Raw genomic sequence first — 19598 nt, 5'->3', positions numbered from 1 at the left:
CGAGTAAATGGCGCAAACTCACGAGTAAATGGCGCAAACTCACGAGTAAACGGCGCAAACTCACGAGTAAATTTCGTGAACTCACGAGTAAATGGTGCAAACTCACGAGTAAATGGCTCAAACTCACGAGTAAATGGCGTAATTCACGAGTAAACGATCCAGAATCACGAGTAAAGACCCCAAACTCAAAGAAGACACCCAAAAAACTATCGGATATACTTCAAAAATTCCCATTTAAGTAACATTCCGCAATATAGATTCGTAAATTATAGTAAGGTTGAGCAATAGTCAGCGAAGGATAGAAAGTAGTGAGGGCTTTGAAAGATTTATTGTATGCAAAGAGGATGGAAATGCTTCAATTAGTGGAGCGGCTAGTGAATATAGATAGTGGTTCTCATACGAAAAAGGGTATTGATGAAATTGGTTCGATTTTGAAAACGAAATTTGAAAGCCTGGATTTTATTGTGGATACCGTTGAGCAACAGAATTATGGCAATCAGCTGGTCATCCAGCATCGTGATGCGCATCAACCGCATATTCTGGTCGTTGCCCATATGGATACGGTTTTTCCGGAGGGGACAGCGCAAAAACGTCCTTTTAGAGTGAAGGGAAATCGGGCATACGGTCCTGGTGTGGCGGATATGAAGTCTAGTTTGGTTGAGCTTTTTTATGCGATCCTTTGCCTGAAACAGACGGGGCAGACAGGCTATAAGCATATCCAGATCATTCTTAATAGTGATGAGGAGATCGGGTCTCCGTCATCCGCTTCACTCATATCGGAAAAAGCGGCCAATAAGAAGTTTGCGCTAATTCTTGAACCGGCAAGGACGGACGGTTCGCTTGTAACGGCAAGAAGGGGCTGCGGTCAGTTTAAAGTGGATATTGCGGGGGTGGCCGCCCATTCAGGGATCGAGCCGGAAAAGGGACGAAGTGCAATTGAAGAATTGGCCCATAAGATCATCGCCTTACATCGATTGAATGATCAGCAGAAAGGAATCAGCGTGAATGTCGGCATGATTGATGGAGGTTCCGCTGTCAATACGATCGCTTCCCATGCTGCCGCTTTTGTGGATGTGAGGATTTCGGAAAAAAGGCAGGAAGCCATCATCCTCAAGCAACTGAAGAAAATCTGTGCCGAAACCTATATTCCAGGAACGAAAACGACATTAAGCGGGAAAATGGACCGCTCCCCCATGGAAAAGAATGAGAAAACGAACGTGCTTTTAGAGACGATCCGTCAGGCTGGGAAGGAAATCGGCATCGAAATCACGGATACGGCCACTGGTGGAGGTTCGGATGCTTCCATCACTTCTGATTTGGGGATCGCAACAGTGGATGGACTCGGGCCCATTGGAGGGAATGCACATAGTGAAGAGGAGTATTTGGAAATTCCCAGCCTTTCGGAAAGGACACTCCTATTGGCAACCGTCATTCAAAAATTATCAAAAATGACCTAGCACACTAATTCCGATTAGACTGCTCATATTTCGCTTGTCATAAATGATGTTTATGATATATTGTTAATTGGGAAGCTAAATAAGAACAGAATTTATTGGAGTTGAATATATATGCTGCATCAGTTTTCACGTAATGAATTGGCAATTGGCAAGGAAGGAATCGATATTCTGAAAAACACGACCGTTGCTGTCCTGGGGGTAGGAGGCGTTGGTTCATTTTCAGCTGAAGCATTGGCACGTTCCGGGGTTGGCCGTATTATTCTTGTGGATAAAGACGATGTCGATATCACAAATGTAAACAGGCAGATCCATGCTCTATTATCAACAGTCGGTCAACCGAAAGCGGAATTGATGAAAAATCGCATTCAAGACATCAATCCCGACTGCGAAGTGATCGCACTTAAAATGTTCTATACAGAAGAGACGTTTGAGGAATTCTTCAGCTATGGCCTGGACTATGTCATTGATGCATCGGATACGGTCATTTACAAGATTCATGTGATGAAGGAGTGCCTGAAACGGAATATCAAGGTGATTTCAAGCATGGGGGCCGCTAATAAGATGGACCCGACGCGTTTTCAAATTGCCGATATCTCCAAAACGCATACCGATCCGCTTGCCAAGGTCATTCGTACTAGATTGCGTAAAGAGGGCATAACAAAGGGAATTCCCGTTGTCTTTTCCGACGAGAGTCCTATTGTCATTCGTGAGGATGTGCGTAAAGAAGTCGGCAACGATGAGGCAAAAATCCGCAAAGCCCAAATGCCTCCGTCTTCGAATGCTTTCGTACCATCCGTGGCGGGATTAATTGCAGCAAGCTGGGTGATCAATGATCTATTAAAAGACATTGAAGTTCGCCGTGTAAACGATTGATAAAATCAACTGACTCTACAATGGGTCAGTTTTTTTGTGTCGAATAGTAGATATTCCCTTTTAATAACTTTTTTATCCATATCATATAGACGGGGTCGAAAGAATGAGATAAACTATTTTCAGAATATTATTTTTATTCAGATATTCTATTTGTTTAAAAGAACATACAAAACAAGGGGGTTTCAAATGAAGAAGAAAAAGCTAGCAGGAGTGTTTCTATCACTTTCATTGGTTGCAGGGGCGCTGGCAGGTTGCAGCGGCGACTCGAAAACTAGCAGTTCAAGTGGGGGTTCATCAAAATCGGGTGACACCATTAAAATTGGGGCCAACCTTGAATTATCAGGAGGTACGGCATCATTCGGCCAATCGGCTGCCGATGGCTTGAAACTGGCCATCGATGAGATTAATAAAGAGGGCATCGACGGTAAAAAACTGGAAATCGTTAAGGTTGATAATAAATCTGATGCAGCGGAAGCTACAAGCGGTTCGATCAAGTTAGTCAGCCAGGACAAGGTTGTGGCTGTAGTCGGATCTGCAACGAGCACGAATACATTGGCACAGGTTCAAGTCGCACAAGATAATAAAGTTCCTCTCCTTACACCAACTGCAACAAATCCCGACATTACCAACAAAGCTGGAAAATTAAATGATTATGTGTTCAGAACTTGCTTTATCGATCCATTCCAAGGTACGGTGGCTGCCAATTTCGCATCTGACGAAATAGGGGCAAAGACTGCTGCGATCTATGTGGATAGCGCAAGTGATTATTCTAAAGGATTGGCCGCAGCTTTTAAAGAAGCATTCACTGCCAAGGGCGGTAAAATCGTGGCGGAAGAAGCTTATGTAACGAAAGATACTGATTTCCGTTCTACATTGACACGTATCAAATCGGCAAAACCTGAGTTCGTTTTCCTTCCTGGTTATTATGAGGAAGTCGGATTGATCCTAAAACAGGCACGTGAAGACGGCATAGACCTTCCATTCATGGGTGGGGACGGCTGGGATTCCCCGAAGGTCGTTGAAATTGCCGGAGCGGATGCTTTAAAAAATACGTATATCACGAATCACTATTCCCCGGAAGATGAAGATGCAAAAATCCAGGATTTCGTTGCAGCCTTCAAAAAGGAATACGATAAAACACCGGATGCCTTTGCCGCACTTGGCTATGACACTGGGTACTACCTGGCAGACGCCATCAAGAGATCTGGAGATGCTTCTCCCGAAAAAATCAGACAAGCGTTGGAAGATGTCAAAGATCTTCAATTAGTTTCCGGTACGCTGAACCTTGATGAAAATCATGATCCGATCAAATCGGCGACCATCTTGGAATATGTGGATGGCAAACAAACATTCAAGACAAAAATCAATCCATAATACCTTACGTGGATAGGGGGCAAGTCCCCCCTATTCTATATTCACTTAAAAAACACCTTAACGGGGAGAGTGCAATATGGAACTGATTCAGCAATTGGTAAATGGCATTTCACTCGGAAGCATTTATGCTTTGATCGCGCTTGGTTATACGATGGTATACGGAATCGTCAAGCTCATTAACTTCGCCCATGGCGACGTATTCATGGTTGGTTCATTTGTGGGCTTTTACGCCATTACCGTAATGGACTTATCCTTCATACCGGCTTTATTGATTTCAATGGCCACATGTGCCATCTTTGGCGTTTTAATTGAACGCATTGCTTATAAACCCCTTCGTAATGCAACACGGATTGCGGCCTTGATAACGGCCATCGGTGTTTCCCTTCTGATAGAAAATGGGCTGATTTATATCCGGGGCGCCCAGCCGGAAGCCTATCCAAATAATGTCCTTCCGATGGATAAACTCGATATATTCGGAGTTTCCATCAGCAGTCAATCGATATTGATCTTATCCGTATCCATCATATTAATGATCATCCTACAATTCGTTGTCCATAAAACAAAAATCGGCAAAGCGATGCGTGCCGTTTCATTCGATTCCGAGGCGGCCAAGCTGATGGGAATCAATGTGAACAATACGGTTTCCGCTACGTTCGCCATAGGTTCGGCCCTGGCAGGGGCGGCTGGTGTCATTTTTGGCATCTACTATATTAAAATCGAACCGTTGATGGGTGTCCTACCTGGCCTTAAAGCATTTGTTGCAGCCGTCTTGGGCGGCATCGGCATCATTCCGGGAGCGATGGTCGGCGGTCTGCTGCTTGGAGTGATCGAGGCTTTGGTCAGTGCCGCCGGTTACTCATTATGGCGCGATGGTGTGGCTTTCGTCGTACTTATCTTGATTTTGATTTTCTTGCCGCAGGGATTATTCGGTAAAAATAAAAGAGAAAAAGTATAGGGGAGACATGGCGATGACTACTTTAAAGAATTCAAAGGGTTTTTGGCTCTCGATCGTGCTCGCACTTATTTTTTTCGGAATCATGCAGTACACCATTTCAAACGGTATCCTCAATCCATTTTATATCAACACGCTCATGTTCATCGGCATCAATATCATGCTGGCGACGAGTCTTCATTTAATCATTGGAATAACCGGGCAATTCTCGATCGGGCATGCCGGTTTTTTAGCGGTTGGGGCCTATGCTTCGGCAGTCATGACAATGAAGCTGGAACTTCCTTTCATCATAGCTGTATTGACTGGGGGCGTCATCGCCGCTGTTGCGGGTATGGTGATCGGGATACCCAGCTTGCGCCTGAAGGGGGATTACCTGGCGATAGCTACCCTTGGTTTTGGGGAAATTGTCCGGATCGTCCTTTTGAATATTGAATATGTAGGCGGTGCAAGCGGGATGCAGGTATCCCACCTGACTTCTTGGCCATGGGTTTTTGCCTGTGTGATGATCACCGTCTTAGTGATCAGGAATTTCACCAATTCGACTCACGGGCGTGCATGCATATCCGTAAGGGAAGATGAAACGGCTGCTGATGCGATGGGAATCAATACGACCTATTATAAAGTGGCGGCCTTCGTCATCGGAGCTTTTTTTGCCGGAATTGCCGGATCGCTCTATGCCCATAATTTTTATATTATCCAGCCATCGAATTTCGGTTTCCTGAAATCCTTCGATATACTGATTTTCGTCGTACTTGGCGGTCTTGGAAGTCTTTCAGGTTCGGTTTTGGCCGCCATTTTACTGACGATCGTGACGACTTTCCTTCAGGATTATCCGGAAACGAGAATGATCATCTACAGTCTTGTCCTGATCCTGATGATGATTTTCCGTCCGCAGGGGTTAATGGGAACAAAAGAAATCACATCATTGTTCACACATAAAAAAACGAAAGGGGGCCCAAAGGATGGAAGCCACAATACCGTTGCTTAAGGTAGATTCGGTGGGTATCCGCTTTGGCGGATTGAAAGCGGTGTCCGATGTGAACGTGGAATTATTTCCAGGGGAACTTGTAGGCCTGATCGGGCCGAATGGAGCTGGGAAAACGACCTTCTTCAATTTATTGACGGGTGTGTATGTCCCTACAGAAGGAACGATCGCCTTGAACGGGGAAAATCTAAATAAGCAGCCGCCTTATAAAATTACCCGAAAAGGGATCTCGAGGACCTTTCAAAACATTCGCCTCTTCAGTGAGCTATCCGTGATCGATAATGTGAAGGTTGCTTACCACTCGCTTGCCAAGCATGGAATTCCAAGCTCCATATTCCGGTTGCCCGGATATTTTTCAGGGGAAAAGGAAATGGATGAAAAGGCGCTCGAATTTTTGCGGATTTTCAATCTCGACCATTTTAAGGATGAAAAAGCGAAGAACCTTCCATACGGACAGCAAAGGCGGCTGGAAATCGCGCGTGCCCTTGCCGCCAATCCGAAACTTCTATTACTGGACGAACCAGCAGCCGGGATGAACCCCCATGAAACGAAAGAATTAATGAACCTCATTGCTTTTATCCGGAAGGAATTCAACCTTACCGTTTTGCTCATCGAACATGATATGTCACTGGTCATGGGTGTATGCGAACGGATTTATGTCCTTGATCATGGACAGCTCATCGCTCACGGAAAGCCGGAAGAAATCCGCAACGATCCAAAGGTTATCGAGGCATATCTAGGGGAGGAGGTTTCCTGATGCTGAAAATAGAGGACATCAATGTTTATTACGGCAATATCCAAGCTCTAAAAGGGGTTTCCATGGAGATAAATGAAGGGGAAATCGTGACTTTGATCGGGGCGAACGGTGCGGGAAAAAGCACGCTGCTCAAAACGATTTCCGGTCTGTTAAAACCAAAGCAAGGAAAAGTTCTGTTCGAAGGCGATTCGATTGGGGGAAAAGCGGCACAGGCCATCGTGAAACTGGGCATATCCCATGTGCCTGAAGGACGACGTGTCTTCGCCAACATGACGGTGGCCGAAAACCTGGAGCTTGGGGCTTATTTGCGAAAAGACAAAGAGGGCATCCATAAGGATATGGAAAAGGTATATGAACTGTTTCCGAGGCTGCTGGAAAGAATCAGACAGCAGGCTGGCACGCTTTCAGGCGGCGAACAGCAGATGCTTGCAATGGGCCGGGCCTTAATGGCGAAACCGCGATTATTACTGCTCGATGAACCTTCGATGGGCCTTGCACCGCTTCTGGTGAAGCAAATATTCAACATAATCCAGGAAATCAGTGAGTCCGGCACAACGATCCTTTTGGTCGAGCAAAACGCCAACCTCGCCTTATCCATTGCGGATCGGGCGTATGTCGTTGAAACGGGCCGAATCGTCCTGTCGGGCAATGCCGAGGAACTAACATCAAGTGAAGAAATAAAAATGGCCTATTTAGGAGGCCACTAAAACCGCCGTTTGGCGGTTTTTTTTTTGTTGATCGGGTTATGCAAAATATGCAGGAAGATAAAAAAACACAGGGTTTCATGCATGATTTTATACATCCAATATAGTATTATTCAATTTTGATATAGGAATTAAGACTAAAAAAACACAAAAAAACTGGGTTTAATTCCCTATCAATATACTTGTATTTTGGTAAAAATGTAATTAATAGGATGATGAAAATAAGAGAATGAATAAAATTTTTTGATCTTTAAATAAGGATTTTGTAATATCGATATAATTTAATTATCCGTTTTTTCTGATTATATTGCCTATTGTCGCAATATTTAAAATATATAAAGATAAAAATGATAGGGCACTACCTGTGAAAAATATCCTAATTACCGAAATCTTCTCGCAATTATTGTATAGACGGAATGAAAATTATGCGGTAAACTATTTTTCGAAATATTAATTTAATTTGAAACATTTCATCTAATCAATTTTTTTCTGAAGGATCATGAATAAATATTCATGCATCAGAGCTTGATTACAAAATGGGGGGATTATTTATGAAAAAGAAAAAATTAGCAAGTGCATTCCTTTCTCTATCACTTGCTGCAGGAGTGCTAGCGGGTTGTTCCGGCTCTGGTTCATCTGAAAAATCAAGCGGGGATGGAGATACGATCAAAATCGGTGTCAACCTTGAATTATCAGGCGGTGTCGCTTCATATGGACAATCGATTGCAGAAGGTCTGGAGCTTGCAACTGCAGAAATCAATAAAGAAGGCATTGACGGTAAAAAAATCAAACTAATTAAAGTCGATAATAAATCTGAAGCGTCCGAAGCGACAAGCGGAGCGATCAAGCTGACATCACAAGATCAGGTTGCAGCGATCGTAGGCGCAGCAACAAGCACGAACTCGATTGCACAAGTACAGATTGCCCAAGATAATAAAGTGCCGGTCATCTCACCTTCAGGTACAAGCCCTGAAATCACTTTCAGCAAGGATAAATTGAACGATTACGTTTTCAGGACAAGCTTCATCGATCCGTTCCAAGGGACGGTAGCTGCAAACTTTGCCGCTAAAGAAATCAAAGCGAAAAGTGCAGCCATCTATATTGACAGCTCAAGTGATTATTCAAAAGGGTTAGCAGCTGCCTTTAAAGAACAATTCGAAAAGAATGGCGGAAAAGTTGTTGCTGAGGAAGCTTACATTGCGAAGGATACTGATTTCCGTTCCACATTGACTCGTTTGAAATCGGCAAAACCTGATTTCATTTTCCTTCCTGGTTACTATGAGGAAGCTGGTCTGATCGTGAAGCAGGCACGGGAAACTGGACTTGACGTTCCATTCATGGGCGGCGACGGCTGGGATTCTCCTAAGCTAGTTGAAATTGCCGGTGCAAAAGCTCTAAATAATACGTTCATCACGAACCACTATTCTTCAGGTGATCCTGATGAGAAAATTCAGAATTTTGTGTCAGCATTTAAAGCGAAGTACAAAGATAAGTCACCGGATGCATTCAATGCCCTAGGATATGACACAGGATACTTCCTTGCAGACGCGATTAAACGTGCTGGTTCAGCGGATTCGGAAAAAATCAAAGAAGCGCTGGAAAAAACGGCTGACCTTGAGCTTGTTACGGGTACATTCACATTGGATGAAAAACATAATCCAATCAAATCTGCTACCATCCTTGAATTTAAAGAAGGAAAACAAGTATTCAACACAAAAATCAATCCTTAATTTCGGAGAACAACTCCAACCCTTTCGCCGGCCCTTCATTAATAAGAAGGTGCTGGCGAATTCTCATTTTTCAAGCATACCGGGTGCTGAACATCCCCTTAGCGGAATGAAAAGAGTCTGGACTAATCACTCATAAAATTAGATTTTCAAGGAGAGTCGAACATGGAATTGATACAACAGTTAATTAACGGGGTTTCATTAGGAAGTATTTATGCCCTTATCGCTCTCGGATATACGATGGTTTACGGGATTGTTAAATTGATAAACTTCGCACATGGCGATGTATTCATGGTCGGCTCATTTGTTGGGTTTTACTCAATAACGGTCCTGGATCTGTCATTCGTGCCCGCCCTATTAATCTCGATGACGGTCTGTGCGCTGTTTGGAGTATTGATCGAACGTATCGCGTACAAGCCATTGCGTAACGCAACACGTATCGCGGCACTTATCACGGCCATCGGTGTTTCCCTTTTGATCGAATACGGATTCATCTACGTCCGCGGTGCACAGCCGGAAGCTTATCCGAATGATGTATTGCCGACAGACAAGTTCAATATTTTTGGAGTTTCCATCAATAGTCAATCGATTTTGATTTTTGGAGTGGCTGTAGTCTTGATGATCATACTTCAAATCATCGTTCATAAATCGAAAATTGGAAAAGCGATGCGTGCCGTTTCCTACGATGCGGATGCAGCGAAGCTGATGGGTATAAATGTCGATAACACGATTTCTGCCACCTTTGCAATCGGTTCCGCATTGGCTGGGGCAGCGGGCGTCATTTTCGGTATTTACTATATTAAGATCGAGCCGCTCATGGGTGTGCTTCCGGGATTGAAGGCATTCGTTGCCGCCGTACTTGGAGGGATCGGGATTATACCGGGCGCGATGGTCGGTGGCCTATTGCTAGGAGTCATCGAAGCTTTGGTCAGTGCCGCCGGTTACTCATTATGGCGTGATGCTGTAGCCTTCGTCGTACTGATTCTTATCTTGATTTTCATGCCACAAGGCTTATTCGGTAAAAACAAAAAAGAAAAAGTATAGGGGAGACAAAGCAATGACTACAATTAAGCGAGCAAAAGGTTTTTGGCTCTCGATTTCACTATCATTGATCTTTTTCGCCGTAGTTCAAGTGTTAATCGGCGGCGGATCGCTAAATCCTTTTTATCAAAATACGCTCATGTTCATCGGGATCAACATCATTCTGGCGGCGAGCCTGCACTTGATCATCGGGATAACCGGGCAGTTCTCAATCGGGCATGCCGGATTCCTGGCAGTCGGTGCCTATGCTTCAGCCGTCATGACGATGAAGCTGGAAATGCCATTTTATGCGGCATTGATAGTCGGCGGTATTGCGTCAGCGCTGGCAGGATTGATCATCGGAATTCCTAGCTTACGCTTAAAAGGTGACTATCTGGCGATTGCGACCCTTGGTTTTGGGGAAATCGTCCGGATCATGCTTTTGAATATCGATTATGTCGGCGGGGCGAGCGGCATGCAGGTTTCCCATTTGACCACTTGGCCATGGGTATTCGCATCCGTCATCGTAACGATCATCGTCATCCGAAACTTTACTAGCTCGACCCACGGAAGAGCCTGCATATCGATCCGCGAGGACGAAACGGCTGCCGATTCGATGGGAATCAACACGACCTATTACAAAGTTGTCGCCTTTGCGATCGGTGCTTTTTTTGCCGGTATCGCTGGGGGGCTTTACGCTCATAACTTCTATATCATCCAGCCGTCGAACTTTGGATTCCTGAAATCATTTGATATTTTGATCCTTGTCGTACTTGGCGGTCTTGGAAGTCTTTCCGGTGCCGTATTGGCCGCGATATTACTGACGGTAGTCACGACTTTCCTGCAGGATTATCCGGAAACACGAATGATCATCTACAGTCTTGTGCTTATCGTGATGATGCTCTATCGCCCGCAAGGTTTAATGGGTACCAAAGAAATAACATCCATGTTCAAACGTAAAGGAGGAAGCAGCCATGAAAAAAATAAAAACACCGCTGCTTAAAGTCGATTCGGTCGGCATCCAGTTCGGAGGGCTTAAAGCCGTTTCTGATGTTAACGTCGAATTATATCCAGGAGAACTAATTGGCTTGATCGGGCCGAACGGCGCTGGAAAAACCACTTTCTTTAACTTGCTGACAGGAGTTTACGTCCCGACGGAGGGCACCATTTCTTTGGAAGGTGAGAACTTAAGAAAACTGCCTCCATATAAAATCACGCAAAAAGGGATCAGCCGGACATTCCAGAACATTCGCTTATTCAGCGAGCTTTCGGTGATCGACAATGTAAAAGTGGCCTATCATTCGCTTTCGAAGCATGGCATCTTAAGTTCGATCTTCCGCATGCCGATCCATTTTAAAGGCGAAAAGGAAATGGATGAAAAAGCGATTGAGTTCCTGAAGATCTTCAACCTTGATCAATATAAGGATGAAAAGGCAAAGAACCTGCCATATGGTAAACAAAGACGTTTGGAGATCGCCCGTGCCCTTGCCGCCAACCCAAAACTGCTTTTGCTCGATGAACCGGCAGCGGGGATGAACCCCCAGGAAACGCACGAACTCATGAACCTGATTGCCCTCATCCGTGAGAAATTCGATTTGACCGTATTATTGATAGAACATGATATGCCGCTCGTCATGGGTGTTTGCGAACGCATATATGTACTCGATCACGGACAGCTGATCGCTCAAGGAAAGCCAGAGGAAATCCGTAACAATCCAAAAGTCATCGAGGCCTATCTGGGCGAGGAGGTTTCATAATGTTAAAAATCGAGGACATCAACGTCTATTACGGAAACATTCAAGCCTTGAAAGGAATCTCGCTTTCTATTAATGAAGGCGAAATCGTAACCCTTATCGGGGCGAACGGAGCCGGGAAAAGCACGTTGCTGAAGAGCATTTCCGGCCTATTAAAACCAAAACAAGGGAAGATCATATACGAAGGGGATTCCATCGGGGGAAAGGCAGCACAATCCATCGTGAAAATGGGCATTTCCCATGTCCCTGAAGGCCGGCGGGTCTTTGCTAACATGACCGTCGAAGAAAACCTTCAGCTTGGTGCTTATCTGCGCAAAGATAAGGCAGGCATCAAGCAGGACATGGAGAAAGTCTATGAATTATTCCCTCGTTTGCTGGAGCGTCTGAAACAGCAATCCGGAACCCTTTCCGGCGGGGAACAGCAAATGCTCGCGATGGGCAGGGCACTCATGGCCAAGCCCCGGCTTCTGTTACTGGACGAGCCATCAATGGGACTTGCTCCATTATTGGTGAAGCAAATCTTTCATATCATCGAAGAAATCAACAAAACAGGTACGACGATTCTGCTGGTCGAACAAAATGCCAACTTAGCACTATCCATCGCGGACAGAGCCTATGTTGTCGAAACCGGCCGAATCGTCCTATCAGGCAAATCAGAGGAACTGACCGCAAGCGAAGAAATCAAGAATGCCTATTTAGGCGGACATTAAACCTGTTACAGACTGCAGACGAACTCGAGGAAAAGCGAGTTTTGCTGCAGTTTTTTATGTTAAAAAAGTTCCAGTTGATTTCAGAAATCCGCTCCCTTGCCGCCGACTGCCTGCCAAGCCGCATCAAAGCAAGCGCCTCCGGGGTCTCGGCTAGCCAGTAATTCGGCACCCACAGAATATCCTTCCTCTATAACAGTTATCCTTATTTCCAAACACCGTTCAAAAATTGATTGCACTCCTGAAGCATTCCCACGGCATGCACATATTTACCGGCACAACTTGTTGAATTACCTTAGGAAGGTGATTATTTGATATTCAACAACGAGAACATTAAACATGTTGCAGTATACTTAAGATTAAGTCGTGATGAAGAAAACTTAGGAATAGAACAAATATTAGCTAATCACCGTCAAACACTGAGTAGCTTATGTAATGAAAATAAGTGGTCATATGAAATATTTGAAGAAGTTGCTTCCAGTAGCAACATTATAAATCGAGAACAAATGGTTAAGTTACTAGACAGAGTACAGCAGGATTATTTTGACGCTGTGGTAGCAATGGACATCGATAGGCTTTCAAGCATTCCAATGATATTAGACCTAAAGACGAGTGGATTATTGTCCATAACACACCCATCAATAATTGACGAAGCTACTTGGAACGCAGCCAATAAAATTGTTAATGAATATTCCTTTAAAGCACCTAGAAGTAAATATAGGATTTACCCTACAAGTAATCTTATTTACTGTGCTAATTGCGGAAGGTTGCAAGGTTGTAACTATAAACCACATATAGATAAGATTTATATTAAGCATTGTAAGTGCGGTAACAGGGGTTTTTATTATAATCCTGTACTAGCATTGATTAAGGAAGAAGTATTAGGATACAAAGAAAGCATTTTAGAGGAACTAGAAACAATGGAAGAAGGTAAACAGGAAGATAACACTGAATATAAAAAGGACAAGCTAGTAAACCAATTAAACAAGTCTATGAAGGCTTTAGAAAATATCAATTTTCTATTTGAGGAGGATGAAATAGATATTGTTACTTATAGGGAACGTAAAGCTAAAAGACAAGACGAAATAAAGCTTTTGACAACCTTGTAGGTAATTGGCATTTACTTGATGGTGAAGGATATTCAGACGAAAAAGTAAATCGTGTATTACATGTTTTAATTAGTGGGATATTATGGTCTTTTAAAAAAAGGGGATAATCACCAAAATTAACTATAATTCACAACGAGGAATAATCATTATGGTTATTCTTTTTTTTATTTCGGCCAAAAAGAAACCCCTTACAGCAATTTTACCATTAGAGGGAAGAAGAAACTTTGAAGAAACTGAAGAAAAAAGTATAGCTATCACCTGAAGCATCCATAACGGGTGCTTTTTTACTATAGGGGAGCAGGTAATTACTCCCTTTCTGTCGAATAAAGTAGGTGAAAAGGGGAGAAAAGATGAAAAAGCATCTATTTATTCTTGCATTATTAGCACTATTACTGGTAGATAATGATGCCAGTGCACAAACAACAGCCAAACCAACAAATGAACAATTAGAAGCCCAAATTACCAAACTTGAAAAAGAAATCGATGAATTAAAAAGTGTTGATGAATTAAAAAGCGATATTCAGGATTCTTTATTAAATAAAGAAAAAGATAATTCCAGCAAAATCTATGATGCGACAATGTACTTTATAGCTGTCCTATCTGTCCTTGTTGGGATAGGCAGTATTATCATTGGATTGTTAATCAATAAACTAAATACTTATCAAAAGGAACTAAAAACTCATCAAAAGGAATTAAATACTTATCAAAAGGAACTAAAAACTCATCAAAAGAAAATTGACTTAGTATTAGACTCAAAAGAATTTGACATGAAAGTAACCGATATTGAACAAAGACTAGTTGATATTCATTTGAAAGTAAGAACTAATATAATGTCTAATGCTAAGAGAGAATTTGAAAGCTTATGTAATAAAATAGATAAAAAAATAGTTAGTATAAATTTCTTAAAAGAAAAAGATATGATATCTAAAAAAACTTTTGAAATTATCAGTGCTAATTTGGACACAAGTTCTTCCCAATATCAAAAAGAAAAAACGAGATTCATAGATATTCAAGATACTCTATTAGATGATGATAAAGATACAATAAATATAGAAGAATCACTCGTACTAATTATGGAGGAATTAGAAGGTTTATTAGAGGCTTTCGAAGGGATAGAAAAAGATTTAAATGATAATTTAATAATATACGACGATGACGATGTACCTTTCTGACATTCTAACTCAATGAGTAGTAAGGCAAAGGGTTTTAGTACTTACATGAGGTTTTGGCTGATAGCTGCCGCAAATATTTTGTCATAATTGTGCAATTAAATTTCTCTAAATTGGTGAAAACGTAGAGAGGACAAAGTTCGAAGGGTGTTCCCATAATTTGTATGCACAAATGCGGCAAAAGACGATTAGCAATTGCTAGTCATCTCTTTCTCTTTCGCTTTAGCGTAAATAGTGGAACGTGGAACGCCCGTCATTTTAGCTATCTCGTTTACACTTAATCCGTTAGATTCTCTGTCCTGATACAGCTTTAAAGCCTTCTTAACGTCCTTCTCGTCCTTTCCTTTACGTCCCATATGAGTTCCTTTAGCTTTTGCCCTTTCACGCCCCTCAGTGGTTCTATCAACAATTAAATCACGTTCAAATTCAGCAACAGCACCTAACATAGTAAACATGAATTTACCGCTTGGAGTAGAAAAATCAATCTGTTCTTTGATGAATACTAAAGCTATTCCACGTTCATCTAAATCCTTAGCAATCTTATGTAAATCAAAGGTACTTCTAGCCAACCTATCCAGCTTATAGACCACCAGTTTGTCACCTTCTCGCAAGTAGTCCAATGCCTTCGCAAGTTCTTCCCTGTCAGATTTAGCACCACTTTGTTTCTCCATGAATATCTTCTCACAACCATACTCTTTTAACTTCTCTTCCTGTAAAGCCAAGTCCTGATCTTTAGTTGATACACGTCCATATCCAATAACAGCCATTATGTAAAACCTCATCTCATCTGTCTAAAACTTAATTAACTTCTGTATTTTTATTTTAGACTAACTTCTGGATTCTTTAAAGAGGGATATCCGGGAGAAATTGAAGGTTTTTTTCTAAAGTCCCGAACTTATAACTTCTAGACAAAAAAAGCAGTAGGAGTTTACCACCCCAACTGCACTTTAATGTAAGCAAGCAATAATGCTGAAGAAGTCGACTTTCCTACATCATAGATTTCTTTTAATATTTTCTTTATTTTTGTTTGATCTTTAGATGCATTCATTTCATCAAGTAATACTTTAATACGTTCTTTTTCTTCTGTACTAAATTCGTTTATTTGGTCAGTAAACTCTTTAATATTTTCAATTTTTACCGAATATTCTTTTACAGTAATAGACTCTATTTTACTACCTTTAAAGAAATTTTCTTGCACAACAATATTGCTATCTGGATCAATAATAAATTCCATATCTTTATTGTTATCTAGAAACTCATTTCTATTGATATCAACATTTTTGAACAATCCTTCTAGCTTCACCGCCGTACCACAGTTAATAAATTTATTTCTACTTATCTCCAATCCCATTTATACCACCCCCTTTTAACCATATTATGAACCTGATAGTAAATAAATACAATATAATAAATAAATACCATATAGAAACAATACTCCAATGGCTTATACGTTTATAAAAGCTAAAAAAGACAATAGTAAGCAAATACGACACAGCATCAAGAGTAAAGGCACAAGGCAATGCCAGTAAGCAATGAAGATAATAGAATGAGAAACTGAATGAAAGTAAACAACCAATATGATGGTTCAGTTAGCAATTCGAGGGATTGGAGTGATACTCCAAGCTGGCGAAGGGATGCCCTAGGGGGGCAGGGGTGTTAGGAATAGCCGTCTGTTGCTTAAATAATATAAGCGTCATTTCTGAAACCATTCGATGGAAGTAAGTGGGTGTCTGTGAGGGAGATTCTACGCAACTTATCTTATGGTGAAGGGGGTATTTATCTGAATTAGGTGTGCGTGATTCTCCATCTAGTTAAAAAATTTTTTGCGGTGGGTTTCCACAACTCGATAGTGGTATAGTATGGAAAGTTAATTAACGAAAAAGGGGTGCTTTTAAATGTCCAAATACCGATTGTTCCACGTCCTTATCGTCATGGCGTGCATGGCATATTTCATCTATAGCCTCGTGGTCAGAACTCCACAGGGCGTCATAGTAACCTTTTTTGCAGCAATTATAGGGATCGGGTTTATATTGCTGAATTTCGCGTTCCATAAATACTCATAAAAAAATAAGCAGGGCTAAGTGATTTACTTAACTCCCGCTTGCTTTAGATATTTATTCACTGTGGGGCGACTCACGCCTAATTCAACCGCAATCTTTGACTTACTCATTCCCTGTCCAGCAAGTAAAATCATTTTAGCTATATCCTGGGCGGTTACAATCCGGTTATATCGCTTGGTATCTCCGGTTGGAGTTGAGGAGGCATAGCAATCATGACGTTTTATGGTGTTTTGAAAACCCTCACAAATGAAACTATACCCTTTGTGTGTTATCTAACAAATGAAAAGATAAGGGGTCAAAAAAGGAATTTATTGCTATAATTATTTTATTCAAAATATGGTGGTGATTATGAATTTTCAAATCAACTACATCAGTTTTATTATATTATTCATCTTATTTTTCCATTCTAGTTAAAGATGTTAGTTACGCACCTGAAACAATAAAATGAAAGGATTCAGACACATCCGACTTTTTTGATATTAAAATAGTAATGTTGATTATAAATATAAAAGTATCCTTTTTCCACCAAGTAATCAAAGAGTTTAAAACGCTATAAAAACTCAATTGTATATGTAATAAACTAATATTCGAAGGTTTTTAAGGATTTTTTAAACGAAAGGAAAGACTAAATTCTATGAGTACTAAAATACTAAAAAGTATAATTGATATATTTAATCAACCTGAAATTAAAAAAAGACTTTCTATTATATTCTTGATAGTACCACCTAGTTTAGCTTTTTTCTTCTATTTAAGTAGGAACACTTTAATCGATTTCTATCATTTCGAGTACTTTACAGTGGATCTTCTGTTTGGAACATTTTCGATAGTATCAATTTTGGGTTTACTTATGTTTTATTTACAAACTGGTTTTAAAAGAGTTCCACCGAAAATTAATAGTAGTACTAATATTAATACAGATATATCCCAACAAAAAATAGATACTCTTGAATTGGAACTCAATACTATAAATGAAAAGCTGAACAACCTTGAAAAGCATGGTATCACTAATCCAGCAGAATTAAATAAGGAAAAACTAACTGAACTGCAAGAATTAATTAAATCCAAATTAATTAATGAAACAACAGAAGAGTTAATAAAAGAATTGGAAGTAAAAGTGGAAAATAAAATAAATTCCGATAATTTTCTTTTCAAAATTAAAAATGAATTCTCCAATACACTGGAAAGGTTAAGGCGAGAGGTTACTACTTTAAATTTTAGGAGTAATTTAAATTTAGCACTGGGAATAATGATTACGGGAGTAGGTATATATTTATTATATAGATTTGTTTTTAACGGTGATTTAAAACAACATGATAATACACTTTCATTTATTTTAAACTTTGCCCCTAAATTGTCACTAGTTATTTTTATAGAAATATTCGCATTTTTTTTCCTTTCTTTATATAAGACTTCCTTATCTGAAATCAAGTATTATCAAAACGAGATGACTAAGATTGAAACTAAATATATCGCCTTGGTCACTGCACTTGAACTTAAATCTGATGACATTTTATCTGAAATTTTAAAAGAACTACCAAATAATATAGCTTTTAATGAACAAAATGGAGAATTCTCGGGAAATGGAGAAAGTGGAGATTTTAAGTTACAACAAGCTAAAGTGAATGCGGATAATATGGTTGCAATTCTAGGCAAAGTCTTAGATGTATACAAAAAAGCTAATTGAAATTTAAAAACGAAAAAATAGTTGGTGGTAAGTGCTGAACCCCTTGAAACAACAAGGCTGAAGGCACTTTTTTTAATTACTACTCTTCTTATTCTTATGGAAGTTTCTAAACAATATCAGACATGATACTTTTTAACCCTGATTATTGCTAAAGCCCGGAGAAGGAAGAACACCCTTCCCCAAACAAAAATAAAAACCTTTTTAAGATTTACTGCAATAATATTGGGCGATGTTCAGGAGCATCAAACAGAGATATACCATTTGTATTTATTTCATGAGAACTTGTAAGGTTCGACAAGGTGCGAGGCACTAATAACGGGATAATTATTACTATATAATACTTTACTTTATATTTCCGTAAGTAACCTAAGTAATGAACCTATTAAGAAAGTTTTACACCTTAGGTAACAAAATTGGTATCAGTAAATGAAAATGTTTTATCTGCGTTTCTGATTAATTACAGCAATTTCTTATATTGAGAATAAAAAATGAACAAATAACGGCATTTGAACCGATGTTAAATGGTCCGAAAAGTACACTTATACGGATAAAAGGATAACAGTTTCTTCTCGTCCAAAAAGAAAAGAACAAGCTTATTTACTGATTTTTCTTTTTAGCACGGATTAAAGTACTTTTGCTTATTCAAGTATGCCGAAATTAAAAAAGATTTCAACGATTATGTTGAGGTCTTTTACTTAGTTTTAGCCGCGATAAACATAATCTGAAATCTTGTGTGTAGGTGGTAGTAGTCTCGGCGACACGGTTACATACAGGTAATTACAAAATATTTTCCGACTATAGATTCACGTCTGAATCAGGTCATTTAAAAAGTTTTTTAATTAATGGCCTAAACCATGCTGAATTTGCAAGTGCCTCTAAGAATAGAAAATTTCAGGGGGTACTGACAAAATGGGAAAAGCAACAACTAGGAAAAAGAAAACAATCACTATAAACGTAAAAGTAATAAATAATCCATCAAAAGAAGTAATCATAAATACAGCAAAAATTTTAAAGACTTTAGGCACTTCTGCTTAGGATCTTTTTTTTATTTAAAAATATTCTACCCAAAAACAGGACTAACCAGCAGTGGGAAAACCACGACTCTATATTCCCTGCTTCACCACGCCCATGAGATGATCAATCGAAATCCACGATCGCATGGGTCAGTATTAATCGGCATCGGATATCCCCATTTTTTTTTCGCGGCGAGGAACCCCTCATCCAATTCAGGATAGACAATAAGCTTGTTCCCCAGGAAACATTATC

At 40.4% G+C, this 19598-nt stretch carries 21 protein-coding genes; 17 read left to right on the top strand and 4 right to left on the bottom strand.

Annotated elements, in window-relative coordinates; translation table 11 throughout:
• Window positions 1-308 precede the first annotated feature (308 nt).
• The 12 genes from ADA55_RS12805 (at window position 309) to ADA55_RS12750 (ending at window position 12313) form a co-directional block, all read left to right on the top strand.
• Complete coding sequence (locus ADA55_RS12805; protein ID WP_311765542.1) at window positions 309-1457, top strand: M20 family metallopeptidase; 1149 nt, start codon at window positions 309-311, stop codon at window positions 1455-1457.
• Window positions 1458-1568: 111 nt separating this feature from the next.
• Window positions 1569-2330 carry a tRNA threonylcarbamoyladenosine dehydratase gene (locus ADA55_RS12800; RefSeq protein ID WP_048684392.1) on the top strand — a complete coding sequence of 254 codons (762 nt, stop codon included), beginning with the start codon at window positions 1569-1571 and terminating at the stop codon, window positions 2328-2330.
• A 186-nt stretch (window positions 2331-2516) separates the two neighbouring features.
• Window positions 2517-3704, top strand: coding sequence for an ABC transporter substrate-binding protein (locus ADA55_RS12795; protein WP_048684390.1), 1188 nt, complete (start codon window positions 2517-2519; stop codon window positions 3702-3704).
• Between the two features lie 76 nt (window positions 3705-3780).
• Entirely contained in the window at window positions 3781-4659 is an 879-nt protein-coding gene (locus ADA55_RS12790; RefSeq protein ID WP_048684388.1) for a branched-chain amino acid ABC transporter permease, read from the top strand.
• Between the two features lie 13 nt (window positions 4660-4672).
• The gene (locus ADA55_RS12785; protein ID WP_048684386.1) at window positions 4673-5644 is read left to right on the top strand and encodes a branched-chain amino acid ABC transporter permease; all 972 of its coding nucleotides are present in this window, start codon (window positions 4673-4675) and stop codon (window positions 5642-5644) included.
• Window positions 5619-6398, top strand: coding sequence for an ABC transporter ATP-binding protein (locus ADA55_RS12780; RefSeq protein ID WP_048684384.1), 780 nt, complete (start codon window positions 5619-5621; stop codon window positions 6396-6398). Before ADA55_RS12785 ends, ADA55_RS12780 begins: the two co-directional genes overlap by 26 nt.
• The gene (locus ADA55_RS12775) at window positions 6398-7105 is read left to right on the top strand and encodes an ABC transporter ATP-binding protein (protein ID WP_048684382.1); all 708 of its coding nucleotides are present in this window, start codon (window positions 6398-6400) and stop codon (window positions 7103-7105) included. Before ADA55_RS12780 ends, ADA55_RS12775 begins: the two co-directional genes overlap by 1 nt.
• Window positions 7106-7653: 548 nt before the next feature.
• The gene (locus ADA55_RS12770) at window positions 7654-8832 is read left to right on the top strand and encodes an ABC transporter substrate-binding protein (protein WP_048684380.1); all 1179 of its coding nucleotides are present in this window, start codon (window positions 7654-7656) and stop codon (window positions 8830-8832) included.
• 162 nt (window positions 8833-8994) lie between these two features.
• The gene (locus ADA55_RS12765) at window positions 8995-9873 is read left to right on the top strand and encodes a branched-chain amino acid ABC transporter permease (RefSeq protein WP_034308751.1); all 879 of its coding nucleotides are present in this window, start codon (window positions 8995-8997) and stop codon (window positions 9871-9873) included.
• A gap of 13 nt (window positions 9874-9886) precedes the next feature.
• Complete coding sequence (locus ADA55_RS12760) at window positions 9887-10852, top strand: branched-chain amino acid ABC transporter permease (protein ID WP_048684378.1); 966 nt, start codon at window positions 9887-9889, stop codon at window positions 10850-10852.
• Entirely contained in the window at window positions 10824-11606 is a 783-nt protein-coding gene (locus ADA55_RS12755) for an ABC transporter ATP-binding protein (RefSeq protein ID WP_034308746.1), read from the top strand. The genes ADA55_RS12760 and ADA55_RS12755 overlap by 29 nt, the downstream gene beginning before the upstream one ends.
• On the top strand, window positions 11606-12313 hold the full coding sequence (locus ADA55_RS12750; protein WP_034308744.1) for an ABC transporter ATP-binding protein: 708 nt from the start codon (window positions 11606-11608) through the stop codon (window positions 12311-12313). Before ADA55_RS12755 ends, ADA55_RS12750 begins: the two co-directional genes overlap by 1 nt.
• Window positions 12314-12393: 80 nt before the next feature.
• On the opposite strand, the gene ADA55_RS31155 is transcribed toward ADA55_RS12750, so the two are convergent.
• Window positions 12394-12549, bottom strand: a complete 156-nt coding sequence (locus tag ADA55_RS31155) for a hypothetical protein (protein ID WP_153246128.1) — start codon at window positions 12547-12549, stop codon at window positions 12394-12396.
• A gap of 72 nt (window positions 12550-12621) precedes the next feature.
• Here ADA55_RS31155 and ADA55_RS12745 point away from each other — a divergent pair, with 72 nt between their 5' ends.
• Both ADA55_RS12745 and ADA55_RS12740 read left to right on the top strand, forming a co-directional pair.
• Entirely contained in the window at window positions 12622-13419 is a 798-nt protein-coding gene (locus ADA55_RS12745) for a recombinase family protein (protein ID WP_048684376.1), read from the top strand.
• A 350-nt stretch (window positions 13420-13769) separates the two neighbouring features.
• Window positions 13770-14591: a hypothetical protein gene (locus tag ADA55_RS12740; RefSeq protein ID WP_048684375.1), complete on the top strand. Its 822-nt coding sequence runs from the start codon at window positions 13770-13772 to the stop codon at window positions 14589-14591.
• A 185-nt stretch (window positions 14592-14776) separates the two neighbouring features.
• Here ADA55_RS12740 and ADA55_RS12735 read toward each other — a convergent pair whose 3' ends face one another.
• Together ADA55_RS12735 and ADA55_RS12730 are read right to left on the bottom strand one after the other, a co-directional pair.
• A complete protein-coding gene (locus tag ADA55_RS12735) occupies window positions 14777-15355 on the bottom strand; it encodes a recombinase family protein (protein ID WP_048684373.1) in 579 nt (192 codons plus the stop codon).
• Window positions 15356-15516: 161 nt separating this feature from the next.
• The gene (locus ADA55_RS12730; protein WP_048684371.1) at window positions 15517-15939 is read right to left on the bottom strand and encodes a hypothetical protein; all 423 of its coding nucleotides are present in this window, start codon (window positions 15937-15939) and stop codon (window positions 15517-15519) included.
• Between the two features lie 544 nt (window positions 15940-16483).
• Between ADA55_RS12730 and ADA55_RS29385 the strand changes: the two genes are divergently transcribed.
• The gene (locus ADA55_RS29385) at window positions 16484-16651 is read left to right on the top strand and encodes a hypothetical protein (protein ID WP_153246127.1); all 168 of its coding nucleotides are present in this window, start codon (window positions 16484-16486) and stop codon (window positions 16649-16651) included.
• A 23-nt stretch (window positions 16652-16674) separates the two neighbouring features.
• Here the strand turns inward: ADA55_RS29385 and ADA55_RS31380 are convergent, their stop codons facing one another.
• Window positions 16675-16791, bottom strand: coding sequence for a helix-turn-helix domain-containing protein (locus ADA55_RS31380; RefSeq protein ID WP_375792917.1), 117 nt, complete (start codon window positions 16789-16791; stop codon window positions 16675-16677).
• Between the two features lie 491 nt (window positions 16792-17282).
• On the opposite strand from ADA55_RS31380, the gene ADA55_RS12725 reads away from it, so the two are divergent.
• Together ADA55_RS12725 and ADA55_RS31015 are read left to right on the top strand one after the other, a co-directional pair.
• Window positions 17283-18332, top strand: coding sequence for a hypothetical protein (locus ADA55_RS12725; RefSeq protein ID WP_048684369.1), 1050 nt, complete (start codon window positions 17283-17285; stop codon window positions 18330-18332).
• Between the two features lie 909 nt (window positions 18333-19241).
• Window positions 19242-19367 (top strand): hypothetical protein, encoded by a 126-nt coding sequence (locus ADA55_RS31015; protein ID WP_264371008.1) that lies wholly within the window; start codon window positions 19242-19244, stop codon window positions 19365-19367.
• Window positions 19368-19598 lie beyond the last annotated feature (231 nt).

It is taken from the genome of Bacillus sp. 220_BSPC (genome assembly GCF_001054655.1).
GTDB classification, from domain to species: domain Bacteria; phylum Bacillota; class Bacilli; order Bacillales; family DSM-1321; genus Peribacillus; species Peribacillus frigoritolerans.
Note: the sequence above shows the minus strand (reverse complement) of the source record. Positions and strands in the feature narration are given on the sequence as shown.